Source organism: Bradyrhizobium sp. KZN70725 (genome assembly GCF_055264925.1).
This window is the reverse complement of record NZ_JBUYWT010000026.1, coordinates 34,747-52,044: the sequence shown is the minus strand read 5'-3', so window position 1 is coordinate 52,044 and position 17,298 is coordinate 34,747. Positions and strand designations below refer to the sequence as shown.

General features: G+C 56.6%; 9 protein-coding genes. 6 read left to right on the top strand and 3 right to left on the bottom strand.

Translation table 11 applies throughout. From position 1 onward, the window contains the following. Positions 1-73: 73 nt before the first annotated feature. Positions 74-433, bottom strand: a complete 360-nt coding sequence (locus ACZBJS_RS23705) for a Dabb family protein (protein WP_463439318.1) — start codon at positions 431-433, stop codon at positions 74-76. A 784-nt stretch (positions 434-1,217) separates the two neighbouring features. Here ACZBJS_RS23705 and ACZBJS_RS23700 point away from each other — a divergent pair. Continuing rightward, complete coding sequence (locus tag ACZBJS_RS23700; protein WP_463439317.1) at positions 1,218-1,859, top strand: dethiobiotin synthase; 642 nt, start codon at positions 1,218-1,220, stop codon at positions 1,857-1,859. 923 nt (positions 1,860-2,782) lie between these two features. Here ACZBJS_RS23700 and ACZBJS_RS23695 read toward each other — a convergent pair. Further along, positions 2,783-3,097, bottom strand: a complete 315-nt coding sequence (locus ACZBJS_RS23695; RefSeq protein ID WP_463439316.1) for a GrlR family regulatory protein — start codon at positions 3,095-3,097, stop codon at positions 2,783-2,785. A gap of 617 nt (positions 3,098-3,714) precedes the next feature. Between ACZBJS_RS23695 and ACZBJS_RS23690 the strand changes: the two genes are divergently transcribed. The 3 genes from ACZBJS_RS23690 to ACZBJS_RS23680 all read left to right on the top strand — a co-directional run bounded on the left by ACZBJS_RS23690 (position 3,715) and on the right by ACZBJS_RS23680 (position 10,724). Beyond that, positions 3,715-6,915, top strand: a complete 3,201-nt coding sequence (locus tag ACZBJS_RS23690) for a hypothetical protein (protein ID WP_463439315.1) — start codon at positions 3,715-3,717, stop codon at positions 6,913-6,915. Positions 6,916-7,023: 108 nt separating this feature from the next. Beyond that, positions 7,024-8,394: a hypothetical protein gene (locus ACZBJS_RS23685; protein ID WP_463439314.1), complete on the top strand. Its 1,371-nt coding sequence runs from the start codon at positions 7,024-7,026 to the stop codon at positions 8,392-8,394. A gap of 68 nt (positions 8,395-8,462) precedes the next feature. After that, positions 8,463-10,724 carry a di-heme-cytochrome C peroxidase gene (locus ACZBJS_RS23680; protein WP_463439313.1) on the top strand — a complete coding sequence of 754 codons (2,262 nt, stop codon included), beginning with the start codon at positions 8,463-8,465 and terminating at the stop codon, positions 10,722-10,724. A 1,740-nt stretch (positions 10,725-12,464) separates the two neighbouring features. Here ACZBJS_RS23680 and ACZBJS_RS23675 read toward each other — a convergent pair. Then, positions 12,465-12,959 carry an avidin/streptavidin family protein gene (locus ACZBJS_RS23675; RefSeq protein WP_463439312.1) on the bottom strand — a complete coding sequence of 165 codons (495 nt, stop codon included), beginning with the start codon at positions 12,957-12,959 and terminating at the stop codon, positions 12,465-12,467. Positions 12,960-14,509: 1,550 nt separating this feature from the next. Between ACZBJS_RS23675 and ACZBJS_RS23670 the strand changes: the two genes are divergently transcribed. Then, a complete protein-coding gene (locus ACZBJS_RS23670; protein WP_463439311.1) occupies positions 14,510-15,409 on the top strand; it encodes a TauD/TfdA dioxygenase family protein in 900 nt (299 codons plus the stop codon). 677 nt (positions 15,410-16,086) lie between these two features. Continuing rightward, on the top strand, positions 16,087-17,181 hold the full coding sequence (locus tag ACZBJS_RS23665) for a KamA family radical SAM protein (protein ID WP_463439310.1): 1,095 nt from the start codon (positions 16,087-16,089) through the stop codon (positions 17,179-17,181). Positions 17,182-17,298: the final 117 nt, after the last annotated feature.

Genomic DNA, 17,298 nt, shown 5'->3' with positions numbered 1-17,298 from the left:
GATTGTGACGTCGTTCTGAAGAGGGGCAATTTCCGTCCCGTCCGTGCCACGCCTCCGGGGCTGGTCATCGAAGTTAGCCGCAGCCAGATGGTCGGCTGCGCCGCACAACTTGGCTTAGACCTGCGGCTCCAGCGAAATCCACGTCTGTTGATAGCTCATAGTCAGCGGCGAACCGAAGCTCTCGCAGTGGCCGTGCGCGTCGGATCGCTTCTCGGTACAAATCGTGCGCTTTGTACGCAGCCAGGTCCGTCTCGCTGCCGAACTCGCCATAAACAACAACGTCGATATCATTACCGAGCTGGTCGCTCTTGCGGTTGCGCGCAACCTCGAGCCGGCGTGCATGTGGGATTGAGGTGAGAATCGACAGGCCTTCGACGAGTTGGTCGATACTGGTTTCATTTTTGGCTGAGAAGAAGACGATGTGACGGATCATGGGCCGCTAGCGTGTGTCTCACTGGAGGCGTTCCTACATCGCGATCAAGCTCCATGCAATGCTGCAAAATCGCTCACAGCAACGGTGACCTTGGCGGTTCTGCTGCCTGTTTCTTTTGGGCAGAGGCGACTTGCACTTTGGCGGGACCATCCCGATTGCTTGATGTGAATCGGCGAGCCGCTCGGGCGCCTGCATGGACACTCGTGCCGCGAAGCCGAGAACGCGCAAAATCGCCTCCTTGCGGCTCATGAGCCGTGGATATTTTAAGAAAAAGACCCTTGAGTTTCAAATGTGAAACCAAGCGAACTTGCCCATGTCGGACAGCGAGCGTCCGAAGTGTACCGTTATGTGCCCATTGGGATACGTCGCCTCCAACGCGAATGTCACTGTCTGATTTGGACCGTGTTTATCGGCGGATAGCAATCTTAGCCTGCCACAACACACGAAGCGCAACTTAGAGAGGATGGTTTCGGCAATTGTCGACGATGCAGCCTATCAGTTCGCATAGGGGGAGACTGGCAGGGGCTTCAGGGCAGCCGCTTGCCATAGGTGTCTTGCATGAATTGTGAGCCGCGGCTCTAAGCCCATGGAGAAATGTGAGGTCGCCGAAAGAGCCTGTGCTTCATTTAGGTTGGGATTAGCTGTGCCGATCGCTGGCTACGGATCTTCCAAAATGTGAGGCAGTCTTGCCGACTATGCAGCTTTGTGGGTTTTCGTGACACTGAATGTCCTGAGATCACGTGCGGACCATGGTTCTAGATAATGAGATAAGAGGTTAGGCTCGATGAGTCAGCAGCGGATTGTGGTAGCCGGTACGGGCAGCGGGGTTGGAAAGACGGTTTTCTGCGCAGGGCTCGTCAATCTCCTCAGCGCGAATTTTTGGAAGCCGAGTCAGGCGGGCGTTGAAGGAGAGACGGATACCGAACGCGTCGCTCGGCTTGGCAGTCTTCCGGCCGGCCGTGTGTTGCCAGAGCGTTATCGTCTGCCAGCGGCTGCTTCGTCCCAATGTTCCGCTGAGTTTGACGAGGTTCGCATCGACACGGACTCCCTCGACGTGCCGGACACCGGTGGGCAGCCGCTCGTCATCGAGGGCGCGGGCGGGCTAATGGAGCCGCTGAACTGCGGCACGCTTTACATTGACATCTTCGAGAGATGGCGGCTTCCCGTTGTGCTCTGCGCCAGCACAGCGTTCGGAACGGTCAATTCATCGCTGCTATCCATAGAGGCTCTGCGAAGGCGTCAGATTGACGTGCTCGGGATCGCCTTTATGGGGGAAAAGAATTCAGATGCCGTCAGAGCGGTTTGCGAGATTGGCCGGGTAAGATGGTTAGGCCGACTGCCCTGGATTTCTCCTCTATCGGCAGAGATACTGCAAGCTGAGTTCAAGACGTCTTTCCGGCTCGATGATTTCAAACCACGGCGCTAAAGTAGAAACGTCGATCTGGCGTCCGGGCAGGCAACACGCGCTGAAAGAGGAGATGAGAGGGACCATGTTCGGCGATGGGCTTATGGTCGTGATGCGGTCCGCATGGAGGCTATGCGATGTTAGCCGAAGGAACTGATCCCGGCGTTTAACCGCGTGCTGCACTTCGATGCCTGCGGTGAGCACGAACGTCCCGCTCGGCCTACGACGCTTCGTCTCGTCCGCGAACGCGGAATGCGGGACAGTCTTCGACAACAAATCGCCCAGTGAGCTATCTCAGAGCGAAGTAACGCTTGGCAGGGCGATGCCATCCGCTCATTTCGGCGCCTAGCGTGAGGCGGTGGCTTACCACGGAGAATTGGGTATGAAGTTTGTTTCACGACGGCAATGAACCCGAGGCCGGCGGCGAGAGCTGCTAGAGCAAGGTCCCGCGATCATTTTTGACATTTCCGGGAGTCTATCGCCCGATACCAGCACATCGCAGCGATTGCGTGCCGTAGGTGCACTTCATATCTGTGTTGTCAGTCGGAGGCTCATCGCGGCAGCCAACGACAAAGCACAGGTGGCCAGCGGCAGGTTTAGTCTGACGATCGACGGTGCCTGCAAACAGCGACGCATGCAAACGGCGGCGCCATGGGTCTCGCCCGATACTAGATCGATAGCCGCCGTGCCCACCCTCTTGCGCTTGACCGGTCAAGGCCGAACTCGGTCCCAACCTGTGTTCGCGGTTGATCCCTGCAGGCGTAGTGGCAATGGAATTCGTCTGACCAGCCGATGGGACCGAGCTACCTCATCCACGCGACGAGTTTAATGTGGCAGGCATTTGCGCCCGAGCGAGTGGTTCACCAAGAGACGGATGTCGAGTTCGGAAACGCCAGCCCTTTGCACGATCGTGCGATAGCCGCGCGGTTATGCCTTGACCGCTCTCAATCAGCGACGCGGTGCAATTCTGCCTCGAACTTCACGCCTGCTGCGCTGCCGCTACAGGACGCGGATCCATTTGAGGACTTACCGCTCAGTGAAATAGTCACGGTGTCGACACCGAAGACCGACGGCATGCCCTGGGAGTGGCGCTTGGTGGAAATCGTCGCGCTAAAGCTATCTCCATTTTGCTGATAGGTACCACTGTAAAGAATCGCCGAGTCTCCGCCACGCAATTGGCCATTGGAGAGCATGACCACGCCCGCGCCTGCCCCCTTTGGTGTCTTAAACTTGGCAACATAAAAACCGTCGGTAAGCATGTGTGCGTTTCTCCAGTTGGGTTGGTCACGGCTCTACCTAATCGAGTCGTGGCGCAGCCAACACCCCCTGATGCGAAAATGGTTTGTGCGATTTGTACAAAGGCCGGTCTTGGCAAGCACTTCCAATCTGAACGAGCAATTTTGAGTGGCGCCGTGTGAGCCGGTGTCCGCGGGTACACAGGCTGTGCGCGCCGATCTACATGCGCAGGTGTCAACCGCTGCCGGAGCGGACAGTGTCCGTAAGCGTTGAGCCGTACATCTTCCTGTGATGATCAAGGACTAGGATCGATCAAGGAGCAGGGCGGCGAGTGTGCGGATTTCTCGCGTTCTGAGCGAATGGGTGAAGAAAAACTGCGCATCTTATGAATTCGAGGTGTGGAACATCGGCGTCATTGATCTAGTCATCCGCATCGAAAATCTCTTGACCGCCCAACAGAATGTTCCGATAAAGCGACCCACTACTGTAGGTTAAGTGTCCATCGTTCAACACGTGTCCAGTTTATTGCAGGGCCGCGCGTCATGTCCGGCGTAATGCTTTCTATGAGAGCGGTTACGAGGTTTTTGGAATCTAGGTCTATTTCGCTCGCTTAGGATTATCTCCGTTAGGACATGACGCGATGACTGTGCGCGAGCAGCTTTTTACATTGTTGCGCAATCTGCGGTGGATTGTTGTTCTCTCGCTAGCTGTTTCAATTTTGCTCTATTTGCCGGATCAGATTCAGGAGCTCTACCGAATAGCCGCTGACGATATTGGGTGGGTGACGGTCAGGGAGTTTATTGCCCTTGGCGTAATCGCGATAACGATCTGGGTGGCTGCATTTCAGCTTACCATCGCAACTCTGCCTCTAATCCCCCGCGCTACGGGCAGGCTTGCTCTCTATATAAAACTCGCGCCCATTGTGCTCGGAGCGCTTCCGATCGTCGCCGCGATCGCAGGTCAAATCGTCTCGCGGCCGGCCGAAAAGATCGGCGAGGTCGAGGAAGTCGGAAGTATCTTCCGCATTCAGGACCAGGCGCTCGCGTTCGAGCGGAACATGCTGCTCATCCTCGCCTTCGCCATGTTGGTCCTGCTCGCCTGCTTCGTTGCATTCGCTTGGCGGATGGGATCGAGAGATCGATCGACTGAGCTTGCGAGCCGGGCGAACAACGCCTATTTCATTCGCTACAGATTTCTCGCGCTCACGATCGGCGGCATCGCTCTTCTGACGACGGGATTCGTTTTGCTTCCCGATAGGCTTGCGCAGCTCGCCGGATCGTTCGGCGTGATCGCTCTCTTCACGACGTGCGTGGTTGGTCTGACCACCCACTTTGCGCTGCTGACGATCAGATTAAATTTCCCATTCATCCCGGTCGTCTTTGGAGGCTTGTTCCTGGTTGCCTCCTTGTTTGGAAGCGACGACCATGGCCTGCGCACTGTCGCCAGCGCAACCTTCCAACCGGAAGAGAAGACGCGTATTTCTGCAGTCGAAGCATTTCGTGAGTGGCTTCTGCAAAGCTCGCGGATAGCGGAGGCCAAAAGGCTCGGAGAATATCCCGTATTCATTGTGGCCGCCCAGGGCGGAGGGATCTACGCAGCCAACAATGCGGCGCGTTTTCTAGCCCGGATGCAGGATCTCTGTCCGGCATTTCGGCAGCATCTGTTCGCGATAAGCGGCGTCTCCGGCGGGAGCGTCGGCTCGGCAATTTTCGCGGCTGCGCTTCATGCCGACAATGCGCCACTTGATACGATCGCTCCCGACGCAAAGACATGCCCGAAGATCGCGGACTTTCTGGCCGGCGTCGGCCGGGCCGAGGATATCGATGCTTCGGGGCCGATAGAACAACGGGTTGCAAGCGTCTTGGAGACGGATTTCCTCTCGCCCTTGGTTGCCGGTTTTCTATTTACCGATTTCACCCAGCTGTTTTCTCCAGTCGCTATCCCAAGTTTTGATCGGGCGCGTTTTCTGGAATACACGCTGGAGAATGCTGCGGACAGAATGCTCAAGGCCGAGAAGGGCGCGGGCGATCAATCCAATCTGCTAAAGTCCGACTTTCAGTCGCATTGGACACCTTCCAACAATATGCCGGCATTGTTGTTGAACACGACGGATGCCGGTAGCGGCAAACGGGTTGTGATCTCTCCCTTTGATATCGATCCGCTTCATGCCAAAGACAAAGACCTGTGTATTCTCTCGAGCCTCGATCGCGCCGGCACCGGAGCCGATCAAACTGTCAAGAGCCACTCGCTGCGGATTCCGCTTAGCACTGCGGCCTTTACGAGCGCGCGGTTTCCGTGGGTGACGCCGGCAGCGACGGTCCCCTTGAGGAATGATTGTATTACCGCCAATCCGCAGGCGCGCCTGGTGGACGGCGGATATGTCGAGAATTCCGGAATAGAGACCGCGCTCGATTTGATTGAGCGGCTCAACAGCATCAAGGGCACCTCTGACGCACCAAAATTTAGGATCTATCTACTGTCGCTGGTGAGCGGTCAATTCGGAGACCACGGTTCCTTCATGTTCGGTGAACTCATGGAGCCGGTGCGCGCGCTTCTGAGCACGCGAAGCTCTCGGACCTATGTTGCGCTCAACCACGCGAACAATATCGATCGCCAGCCAACGAGAGATGTGACGCAAAACGTGCAGCGCTTTCCAACGTTCGGTCGAATCGACATCACAGGAGCGTTTTACAACCTGCCCCTTGGCTGGACGCTATCTCAGAAAACCGAAGATATCATCTCGCTGAGCAGCGGCCGCTTTTGGGATTGTGTGCCGAAGGATGACTTCGATCAATCCCGTAAGAAGCAGAGCAATGCCGATTGCCTCCAAGTGAAGTTGTTTCATCTTTTGAACGGATCTGTCGCGTCCGCCTTTGAAACGCTCAAAGATGCCAAGCTCGCCCAGGCTGCTTACGCCGACGAGTTGGACAAGGAATACCGGCCCGCTCCAAAGATCAAACCGCAGCCATTACTTGCCTGTTATGAGACGAAGTGGTTGCAGGAGCGTGGCTATCAGAAGTACCAGGACAGGGCTTCTGCGTACGAGCACCAGCTGGCGCAATCGATCAAGGACGGTTTGCCGGCTCCGGCACCCGTGCCGCCATATCGAAAGAGCTATATGGCGTATTTCCAGGCCGAGCAGGTCAAAGCCTTGCTGCAGGAATGGGACCGTATCGAGGAGACCGATCCGCATATCCTGGCCTATATCCTCGGGGCAATCTCCTACGATAGCGCCGACTTTACGCGCAGCAGCGAAAACTTCTCCTACAGCGCCGTCGCGCAGCTTCCGCGCAAATGGCGCGATCGGATAGAAAAGAACAATGCCAATCTGGCAGCGGCGAACAAGGCGCCCGTCGCGATCGACGCATTGCTCAACCATCCCAAGGAATTGGCCAACTTTGTCCTTGCCTACGAGGGCAACCCGTTCGGAAACCAGGTGGGAACGGAAGACGGTTGGCTGTTTCGTCCACGAGGGATGTATCAACTGGTGGGACGCGAGCAATATCAGGAAGCGCAGAATCAAATGCAAGCGCTCGGAGATTTGCCGGGGCTTGATCTCCTCACGCTTCCCGATGCACTGCGTGATGCGAAGATTTCAGCCAAGGTTGCATTCGCTCACTTCCGGCTCCATCCCTACCAGGACGGAACAATGTTCGAACTGCTCAAAGACCCTTCGAAGGACTGGATCGCCGTGCGTTCGCTGCAAACGGACATGGATCATGCCCCCGCTGATAGGGAGCGTGTCAATGCAAGAAGCCAGATGTTCCTCGGCTGCATTGAGGAGGCGTTACATCCTACTCAACTCAAGACCTGGCAAAGCGAATTCTACGGTAGCGAGTGAGAAACCTGATCCGCCGGTAGGTGCCGTATTGCCGAGAGCGGAAGCTCGAAGGCGGCGCTTTCTACATCTGACATTCAAACGTTGAGCCTTACAGGGAAAGTGCCGACAATGGGAAAAGGTGCAATCCGCCGGTCGAAGTTTGGTCGGCTGTTTACAAGTTTGTCCGCAGCGGGGCTGCTATTTGCCGTTGCTTCGGGAGCCGGAAATGCCCCGGCCCAGACGCTATCCAAGCCGCTTTCGGCCAACGACGTGTCCATCCTGTTTCCTCCACCAAAGGCACCAGCAGACCTCGCTGGTCTGATCGCGGTGTCCGATCTCGCTGGCCCCACTGGGTCTCCGCAGCGGCTTTTGTCCGATGAGGATTTCGCGCGTTTTATCGCAAACGCTGAAAATCCTGAACAGCCGGGCGTGCCGGATTCAGGTGTACGCAGCATTAAGCTGTCTGATGCCGTTAAAAAGATCGATGCCTGGTTCGTTGCGGGCATCCGGATCGACCCGGGAGCTCCGGGATTATCTCCTGATGTCATCGCCCAGTTTGGTCGACAACCGCAAATCCGCTTGATCATTCAGCCGGTAACCAATGGACCCGAAGGCTTCAAGGTCCATGACACCGCCGGTCACCTGATATTCAGCTTCAACCTCGAACCCGATCCACCTCTTGGTGGTTGTGCGCCGTTCCCGCGGTTCAAACCTGACGACGAAGCCTTCAAGGCGATCGTTCGTGACGTTGCGACTTTGCGTGATCAACTTGCGGCGGGAAAGTTCGGCAATGTCAAGGTCTCGACAGCAGGTGACATGAACGTGCACCCGGGCCTTGTCGGTGCATCCGCAAAGCCGTTTCGTGATGCGGTCAAAGCGTTGCTGCAAAAGCATCTCTCGCCGCAGCGCCTCAACACCATGGCTGTCATGGGCATTTCACCGCCCGAACCCTGGGTTTTCGTCTCGATGCTAAGGGTGCCCAAGGCCGGGCTGATAGCAGTGCCCGGGCCGACCCTCGATGGTCTTCATGCCGCGCAGATGTTCAGCAAAGTCGGCGAAACGCACGTCGTCCCGCGGCCTGTCACGAACAACGAGAATCCAGCTACCTGTCGCCACGCGGCGCTGCAGAATCCTCCCCTGCCGCCAGCCGATCGCAGGGGTGTCTCCACGGCCGATTTTATCGATGCCAGCGTCCCCAGTAGCCGCGTACTCGAAATCGTCAATATCATTGCGGACACGAAGAAGAGCCATTTCTTCAATACGGACTGCGTGAGCTGTCACACTGAGACGGCGCAGCCACTCGCCAGGAACGTACAAGGCTTCACGGTGCCTGGTGTGAACCGAGCCGTTCTACCGAAAGAAGATTGGAATGTTCGCAATTTCGGTTGGTTTCCCTCGTTCTTGCATGGTGGCCCGGCGGCCGCGACCATAACGCGACGGGCCGCAGCCGAGACAGCTGACGTCGTCGCCTTCATCAATAGCCAATTGCTGAACAAGTAAGAAGCGCCATCGACCGCCGGCCGTGCTCGCGCGGCCGGCAAGCAGTTTGGGATTAGGGAGAGGTTGCTATGGGGGCACGTTCGTTCAGTTCTTGGATTGGTGGCCGGCTGAAGCGTCGGCCTCATATCGTCAGTCTGTTGTTCGCGGTCGTATTCGTTGTGATCATACTCGCCGCGGTGGTGTTCGCAGGCATGGCGTACTTCGTGCCAGACAAGCTTCGCGATGCGGCGCTCAAGGTCAAAAATAGCTCAAATCTGGTTGCCCAATTGCTGCCGGCCACACTGCCCGCGCCATCGAAGATCGATAGCGCATACTGGCTGCCCCAGAATTGGAGTTCGCGACAGCGCTACTGGTTCCACCACACGTCTCAGGGGACGGCGACCATTCCCGTCCCCTATCGATGGTTCTTGGCTCTGGAACGGCCCGAGCTGTCGATCCATTACACGAGCTTGACGGACACCGACTATCTGCGACGCCTAGGTTTCATCCCAAGCCCGAGCTCAAAGGACTTTGCCACGGACTCACCTGCATATGGCTATCATGAGGATGCGAGGGACGCGGGCGCCGCTTGGACAGCGGGCACGCCTGACAATCCAACCGGTTTGCCGGTAGGTTTCGCCATTCTGAAGGGGGGCATCGACCCGACAACGGGAGCGCTCTACGAAGACCAGATCGGACTAACTTGCGCGGCCTGTCATACCGGTCATCTCGAGTACAAGAATGTCAGCATTCGTTACGATGGCGGGCCGGCGATGGTCAATCTCGGCGAGGTTGAAGGGGTCATCGGGCTGTCGATCGCCTATACGCTGATCCTGCCGTGGAGGTTCGAACGCTTCGCCAGCCGGCTGGAAAGCATTGAAGGCAGAAGCGTCGACCGCAAGAAGCTTCGAAGTGGTCTGGAGCTAGCATTTCAAAAGATCAAGAAGCAAAAGGCTGCAAGCGATGGTCTTTTCACGCGGCAGGGGTTAGCCGATCTCGATGAGGGTTTCGGGCGCCTTGATGCCTTGAACCGGATCGGCAACCAGGTCTTCTATACCAATTTTCTGGATCCTGTGACCGGAGAACTCCCAGATCCGCTACTCAAGGGCAACTTCGTGCGCAACGACGCGCCTGTGAGTTTTCCGCCAATCTGGGACACGCCCTACTTCCTTTGGGCGCAGTATGACGCCTCTGTTTTCAACGAACTTGTTCGTAATTCCGGCGAGGCGCTCGGCGTCACCGCGAAAATCAATATGAGGGCGTCCGAACCAGGACGGCCGCTCTTCGAATCATCCATCCATCTATCGGACATCGCGCGCTTTGAGGAGCTTTTGCGTGGGACCGATCCCTTTTCGTCAGCCGAGGGGGGCGACAGAAAATTCAACGGGCTTGTTGCGCCACGATGGAAGGACGCGCAAGACAGATTCCGAGGCGATCCGGCCTGGGCCATCGACGAAAAACTCGTTGCGAAAGGTCGCGATCTTTATCGCTCGCATTGCTTTGAATGCCACAGAGGACCGGTCAATGATGGCGCATTCGATACCAAGTGGCCGGAGGATTCGTTCTGGAAGCTGGAGAACCCAGATCGCTCGGCTAAGGGCGAGAAGAATTGGGTGGAGATCGGCGGACGCCACTATTTTAACGTCGTTCAGCTGCCAGTTAATGTGATCGGGACCGATCCTCAACAATCCAGTGTCCTGGCGACGCGACGCGTTCACTTACCCCGGTCGCTCGGACTCGATCCAGTGAACGATCTGAACAAAGCCTGGGGGTGCGGCCTTCCAGACGACCGGTCGGCAGATCCCCTGTTTGTGCTCGCGCTGATGGACGTGGTGGGCAAGACCATCGATCAATGGAACGTCGCGAACAACTCCTCCGAACAAGCCAAGCAGCAGATGTGGGGGCCGAGGAAAAACTGCCAAAACCCGCGAGCATATCTTGGAGCGCGGGTGAGCCGTAACGGCAAGGATGAAGATGTCCTTGCTCTTGAACCTCAATACCGAGCACGCCCGCTGGACGGGGTTTGGGCAACGGCCCCATACCTGCACAATGGGTCCGTGCCGACGCTCAAGGACATGTTGTTGCCACAGGGCCGGCGGCCGAGTTCTTTCTGCGTCGGCAGCCGCAAGTTCGATCCAGTCAACGTCGGGCTTGTTACGAAAGTGCGAGCGAGCGAGGCCTGCGCGGCCGGTCTGACAGACTTCAACGTGTCGCTGCTTGGGAACAGCAATCGCGGGCATTCGTTCGAGGGCACAGAAACCGATATCACGAAGCTGCCGCCTGGCGTGATCGGTCCGGACTTGACCGACGCCGAACGGCGGGCGTTGCTTGAGTATTTGAAGACGCTGTAGGGCAGACGTTAGCCTGGAAGGCCGGCGTTCGCCCATCAGGCTGGCGAGCAGGCCATTCCGCGGATCGGACACGGCGCCGGCCCTCTGTTCGGTGCCAGTAGCGCCCGAAGCGCGCGTAGCTTGGCCGATCAATCAATCAGGCAAGGGGGCCAGCAGCAGTCGAGCTTTGGTGTTCTTCGGTGCTGCTAACGCGGGAGGGCATCGCGTGCTCGAGCTCGGCATAGAATGCGCCGACATCTACTCGGAACGTCAACTGGATCCGTGGACTATCTGCGCAATCGACGGAGCTTTGCCGGGCTCGCGAGATCGAATAGATCGCCAATCATTGATGGCACCCCGCGAGTGGATATCTGAGCGGATAGATTCAGCCGCGAGGCCCTGCTTGGCGCCGAGGAGGCCATCACGTTATCGAACGACTCGTCCGAATGTGTCGGCAATCTCGCCAAAGACATCAGGCTTGATGACGCGCTGCGCCGTTCTATTGTAAGATCGCGCAACCTTAAGTGAGGAAACTCAGTAGGGCCATTTCTTTCCGTTTACGCCGGCGATTGATAATATTTATGTCGTGAAACTCGCGCTTGCGGTGTAGCCATTGCATCGCTTCATTGGAGGAGACCTTCCATGCTCGACTCCGAAATGACTGCCTGTCTCCGTCGAGTTCTGGATGAGGTTTGCAAAGGGCTGTCCCGTCATGAGATTGGCATCCGAACGCATGTCGCTTCCAAGATTCTAGAAGCCGCCGCTCGAGGCGAGACGTCCGTCGATGTTCTCAGGCAAGTCGGCCATAACGCATTGACAAGCGCTCCCTCGATGTGGCTGCAGCAAGGTTCCCGTCGGCATTCATCTGAAGGTAGCGGTGCCGACGAACCTGCCGGTTCAACCAAAGAGGATTAAGCACGCCGATCAGATCCATCAGCAAGATGCCTCTGTAACCGGAAGCGTTCACGGAGCGCACCGTCGTGCAAGCGGATCCGAAACGGGTGGGTTTACGCGAGATGGCGTGAGGTCGCGTAAGAAAGGTTGTTTAACGCTGCAACAGGCAGGCCTGCCGAAGCGGACCGCGTGCATTGCAATTGACCGGGGCAACCCCGGGAAGAGCGTGGACAGCTTGCGAGCCGATAACACGACCAACTGGAGTGCGGCAATGACTATTCTGGCCGGATGAGATAGCGCGCATGCACGCGAGGAGGCTCAAAAAGCGAGAAGATCGACCGTGACCATGCTTCCTCAAAGGATCAGTTCAGTCGATCAATTCTGTCGAGAACTGTCACGTCGACCGGAATCGCAGTTCCGAGATCAACTGCGCCAGTGATGTGCTGGCTCCGATCAAATCACGCGGAGTTCTGGATACCGGACGAAATCCTGGAGCGCGCTTTGAACGCGTAGTGGTCGAGGGCGCGAGAAAGATGGAGCGATAGGGTGTTTGCGGCTAACCTGATTGGCACACCATCCCGAGCACGACCGATGGGAAGCAGGAGAAAGTCGCAAAGGTGTCGCCACTTTCGTCTTGCCGGCTGCGCGATCCTGCAGCTTTGACAAACAAGCATACTAACGCGGCGGCACGCTGCCCATGAAGTCAGCGAGCCTCCGGAAGGCGTGCAGCGGACAAGCGATCAGCTTTCGGTTCATGCGTATGAACTGGGCGGATCATTCCCGTCGGTCGCACGTTCGCTTTCGAACCCTACATTGGCCGTCTGCTTCAGTATTTGGGCAGTCAGACCTGCCAAGTGGAGTTCGATGTCACTTCGGGCTCTTCTTCGTGTTGGAGAGTTTCTCGCCTGCGCTGCTCTCAGCCGCCACCCCGCCACTGGATAGCAACTGTGCCCTGTCGCCCGTCTTGAATGTGAAGCTGTCGGCGCCGGCGCTGACGCCATTCCATACAACCGGCTCTGCAAGTGAGAGCAGCCAAAGCCCTTGAAAGCCCGACGCGGTATTGAGCTGCCCCGTCCAAACGGTGGTCGAGCCGCATCCAGCGAAGTTCACGGTAAAACTGATCGCTGTGCCTTGATTGGACCGAGCAAGCCAGCCAGTTGCTGCTTGAGGCACACCTTCGTCGCAGCTGTTGCTTGCATTGTTCGTGTAAGTGCCGGCGATTGCGCCTGTACTCTGGTTAAAGCTGTCGACGCTCAGCGTTGAGCCATATTGATTGGTCCAAGTCCAGATAGGTTGCGCCTCGGCCGGAGTTAGCTGTAACGCTCCAAAGCACAGGCATAACGAAGCCATCCATCGCGTCATTTTCCAAGTCTCCTGTTACATCGTCCATTCCACGGAACTTCGTAAGGAGCCGATCATCCATGAACGGGTACCGACCCAAATTTATGAGAACTGCCCATGAAACGTCGTTTCCACAAATTGTGCTTGGCTTCGTGCTGTTCTGCTTGGGAGTGGTCCCCGAGAAAAAGGGCCTCATTGCGTGTAGCGGTTACGAGCTCAGTGTCAGCGCGAGGAAGAAGAGCGGAAGCACTGCGTGGTGCTTAAAGCGTCTTTGCAATAGGCCCATGCAAGTAGTGCTTTCGTGACGAATCCTCGGCTACTAAGGCTGGCCCAGTTGCGCGCATCTTGCGCCCTGGCTCGGCCGTGTGGCCGCTTTGTTTTGCTGCTGGAGCATTCTTTCGTCGCCTTCCCGGAAAGCGTGCATTTATTTTGCGTGTGTGACCACGATCACGCGCCCTGCAGTTGTCGCTGGAGAGGGGGAGACCTAGGGCGATCATTAAGAGTTGCCCTCACTTACGATCTTATCTGACGTCGCTTGAGCGTCGACCTGCCAATAGGGGTGGGGAGATCAAAAAGAGCGCAGCGAATTTGAGGTTTGCAGTCCTGAGATCCTGACCTGGCGCTGCATTGTTACGGCCCCACTCGAAGGGCGGCTCGAATCCGACGACGCTAATATCCGCTGGAGGGCGCCATTTCCGTTCGGCTCAGAGCCGAAGGAAATACCGCGTTGGTCCGATTTGGCGCTCCACTCCAGTCCCTTGTTGTCGCGCACAGTATTCCTGCTGGTCCGCACACTATTTCTATTTCAGCGGTAATCTGCGACCACACCCTACGGACAGAGCAAAGACGCAAGTCACAGCTGGACCGCTCAATACGGTCCGCAGATCCGCAAATGGTGGGAATGAGTCAGTTGTTAAACTGCAACTGCAGTTGCAGCGTTCAAATTTTGCACGTCGCTCATTCGGACGAATTCAGAGCCCGAGGTGACAAACAGATGAAACGCGCGCGCATCTTAAACTCAAAGCCGCAAACAAGGATTGCGCGCACGCATAAGTTGCTTTATATAAATTAACCACAATAGGGTGAGAATGCCCTTTTCTGTTCAATGAGTGCAGATCGCCGAATGATGCATTCGTCCAATGTCGTGCGGATGAGGCCATATGGATCGCTTCAGTGGCGTATCCACCGTCGTGTCAAATATCTTTCAAGGCTTCATTCGGCGACGAGCGAATGTTGCTGAAGATCGGGAAACAAAGCTGGTTTCGTTTCATGGACCAGACATGGATTGCCTCTATGATTTCTGGTGTCCAAGCGAGGCTGTTGATCGATCCGCAATCGATCCGACTGCGTTATTCCTGAGCGTTCTTCGATCGAATCCGGATTGGATGCGTACGCACAGAGGGAGTCAGACTGTGAAATGACGGTGATCCATATCCGAAATCCTGCTTGGCTCGGTGCGCGGCCTGGATCAGGCAATTCGGATAGGTTCATCAAGATCGCTCGTCAACTCGCACAGCATCATTACCAATCTCGGGGGCTTTGTTTAGACATCCACAGAGAGAGGCGCCGTCATGAGTAGCAATGTGATCGTTGATAACGTCATTCCACGAGCAGACATCGTCAGGCATGGGGAGCGGCTTGGCGCCGAAATCAAGAACGTTGCGCTATCGGACGGTTTGCCAGACGAGGTCATCGGAGCCATTAAGCGGCTGCTGCTCGAACATAAGGTCATCTTCTTTCGTGATCAGGGGCATCTCGATGATGCCCAGCAACAGCGTTTCGCCCTTCTGCTCGGCTCGCTGATACCGCATCCCATAATGCTGGGCACGCAGGAAGAGTCGACAATCCCGGAAACGCTCCCTGATCGCCTATATCGTTATGTCCGGCAGATGAAAGATGACGACGTCTTCAGTGCCGGCCGTCCGAAGATCTCAGTGCTGCGAGGTGCCGCGGTCCCGCCTTTTGACGGTGACATCGCCTGGTCGAGCACTGCGGCTGCTTACCTTGATCTTCCCGATCCCCTGCGGATGCTTGCCGATAACCTCTGGGCTGTGCGTCGCGCCGCATTCGATTACGCTGTGGCGGAAGGCGTCACGGAAATCGACAAGAGGCGATTGGACGACGTATCCACCGGAACGATCTACGAAACGACACATCCGATCGTTCGCGTTCATCCGGAGACCGGCGAGCGCATGCTCACACTAGGCGGTTCCGTGCAGAACTTTGTCGGCTTGCAGCGTTATCCCAGCCAAAGACTGTTTGAACTGCTTCAATCCTATCTTACTGCGCCGGAGAACACCCTGCGCTGGAACTGGAAATCAGGCGACGTTGCAATCTGGGATAATCGCGCGACTGAGCAGTACCCCATCAATGAAATCGGCAGTCCTCATCTGGCTATGGACCGGCCTGCGATTGATGCCGGCTTGCCCCTTATAAGAAGGCCGAAATCACGGGCCGCTGAGGCTGCCTAGCAGGGATCGCATGTCCGGTTTCTAAGACACTGGGGTTCAATAGAACCATCTAGTGTGGGGCGGGAGCCTTTCGGTTTGTTGTAATCCCGCCGGAGCGGCCCGGCCGGCGCCAGCGATTTGCTTCTTCAAATTGCTGAGAGGGCGCGAGCAGGCCTGCATGTGAGAACGCCGGCATGCCGTAATGCGAGCCAATTGTTGCGACGCTATCTGTGCTGGGCAGCGAAAGGATAGAGCGGTCGTGGCGATGGTCGAGCGGCGCTATTCAGTCTAAAAGCGACCTCGCACGACTGAAGGACCTCGAGAATGTGGGGCATCGGCAGATCAGCGCCCTGACCATCGATGAAGAACTCTCAATGAGTATCCTCCGCAATCAAGGATGGCGTCCACCTCGCTTGTGAAGAGGCGGCGATCGTGTCTGTACGCGCAGCAAAGGCCTGCGTGCACTTGTCGCATATTTCGGCACACTGAGCGGTCCACTAATGGCAGCGATCTAGGTTCGCTGCTGCGCCACTATTGGCAGCGCGCCGATATCTGGCGATACGAGCTTGCCTCTCTCAACTCTCGAGTCTGATAGTCCTCACCAACCAGGTAGGTATCGACCCACTATTGATGCTGTAGTGTAGATGAACGGATCGTAGCGGATCAAATGCGTTGATCAGGACAGACGAGGTGTCGCAATGGAAACCATAGCTGATCCGATGGACTGCAGTGCACACGTACTGAAGTTCATCGAAGAAACGCGCGTCGTTAGCGAAAGCGAACTGCAAATCAACAACATCACGCCTTATCATGTCACAAAGTTCTATCGCGAGCAGATCGCGAATAATGGGTACTACGATCAGCTGAAGCGTATTGTGGAGCCCTCGGTCGAGGAGTTCAAGAGCCCAGGCACCTTGGATACGAGCGGCGAGCACGACAACACGGTCGTGCCGGGACTGCAGCACAAGTACCCTCAGACCGGCCTGTTGCTGGTGACGGAGCGCTGCGGTTCATATTGCCGCTACTGTTTTCGCAAGCGGATCGTCGGCAAGGCGTCCGACGAAGTCGTGCCGGACTTCGATCAGGTCGCGCAATATATTGCGCGTCATCCTGAGATGACGAACGTGCTACTCTCGGGAGGCGACCCGTTCGTGCTTAGTACGGCCAAACTCGACAGCATCCTTGATCACCTGCTGCCTATCAACCATTTGAGTTCGATCAGATTCGGCACGAAAATGCTGGCCTATGAACCAAGGCGGTTTGAAGATACCGCGCTGCCTGCGCTATTCGAGCGGATTCACAAGTCAGGTAAAACTCCAATAATCGTCACGCATTTCGATCACGTGGGGGAGATCTCGTCCGATGCTGAGCAGAAGGTTCGCACTTTGCGAGCGCAGGGCGTGCAATTCCTCAATCAGGCCGTGCTCCTCGCCAAAGTCAACGATGATCCCGAAATCCTGGCCGAAACGTTCGCCAAATGCCACGAAATCGGAGTGCGCCCTTACTACCTCTTCCAAGCCAGGCCGGTGAAGGGCGCATCCCATTTTCAAGTCGCACTCCGACGGGGAATAGAGATTGCGCGCGGCGTCAACCAGCGTCTCAGTGGCATCCAGAAGACATTCAAATACATTATGTCTCATTACACAGGAAAGATCGAAATATTAGATTTGGGAGACGATGGCCGCGTCTACATGCGATATCACCAGAACAAAGTTCCCGAGAAGATCGGACAGATCTTTTCGCGGCCTCACGTCGAGTCGGCCTGCTGGCTGGACGATCTGCCAGAACAATGAGATCTAACCGCGCGCAAAGTTGATTACGAATTCGGAACGAGTACGGCGCGCCGGCTACTGGAAATAGCGAGGTCGGGAGTGCCTCAAAAGCAAACGTCAAGGAGACCTAAGCGGATG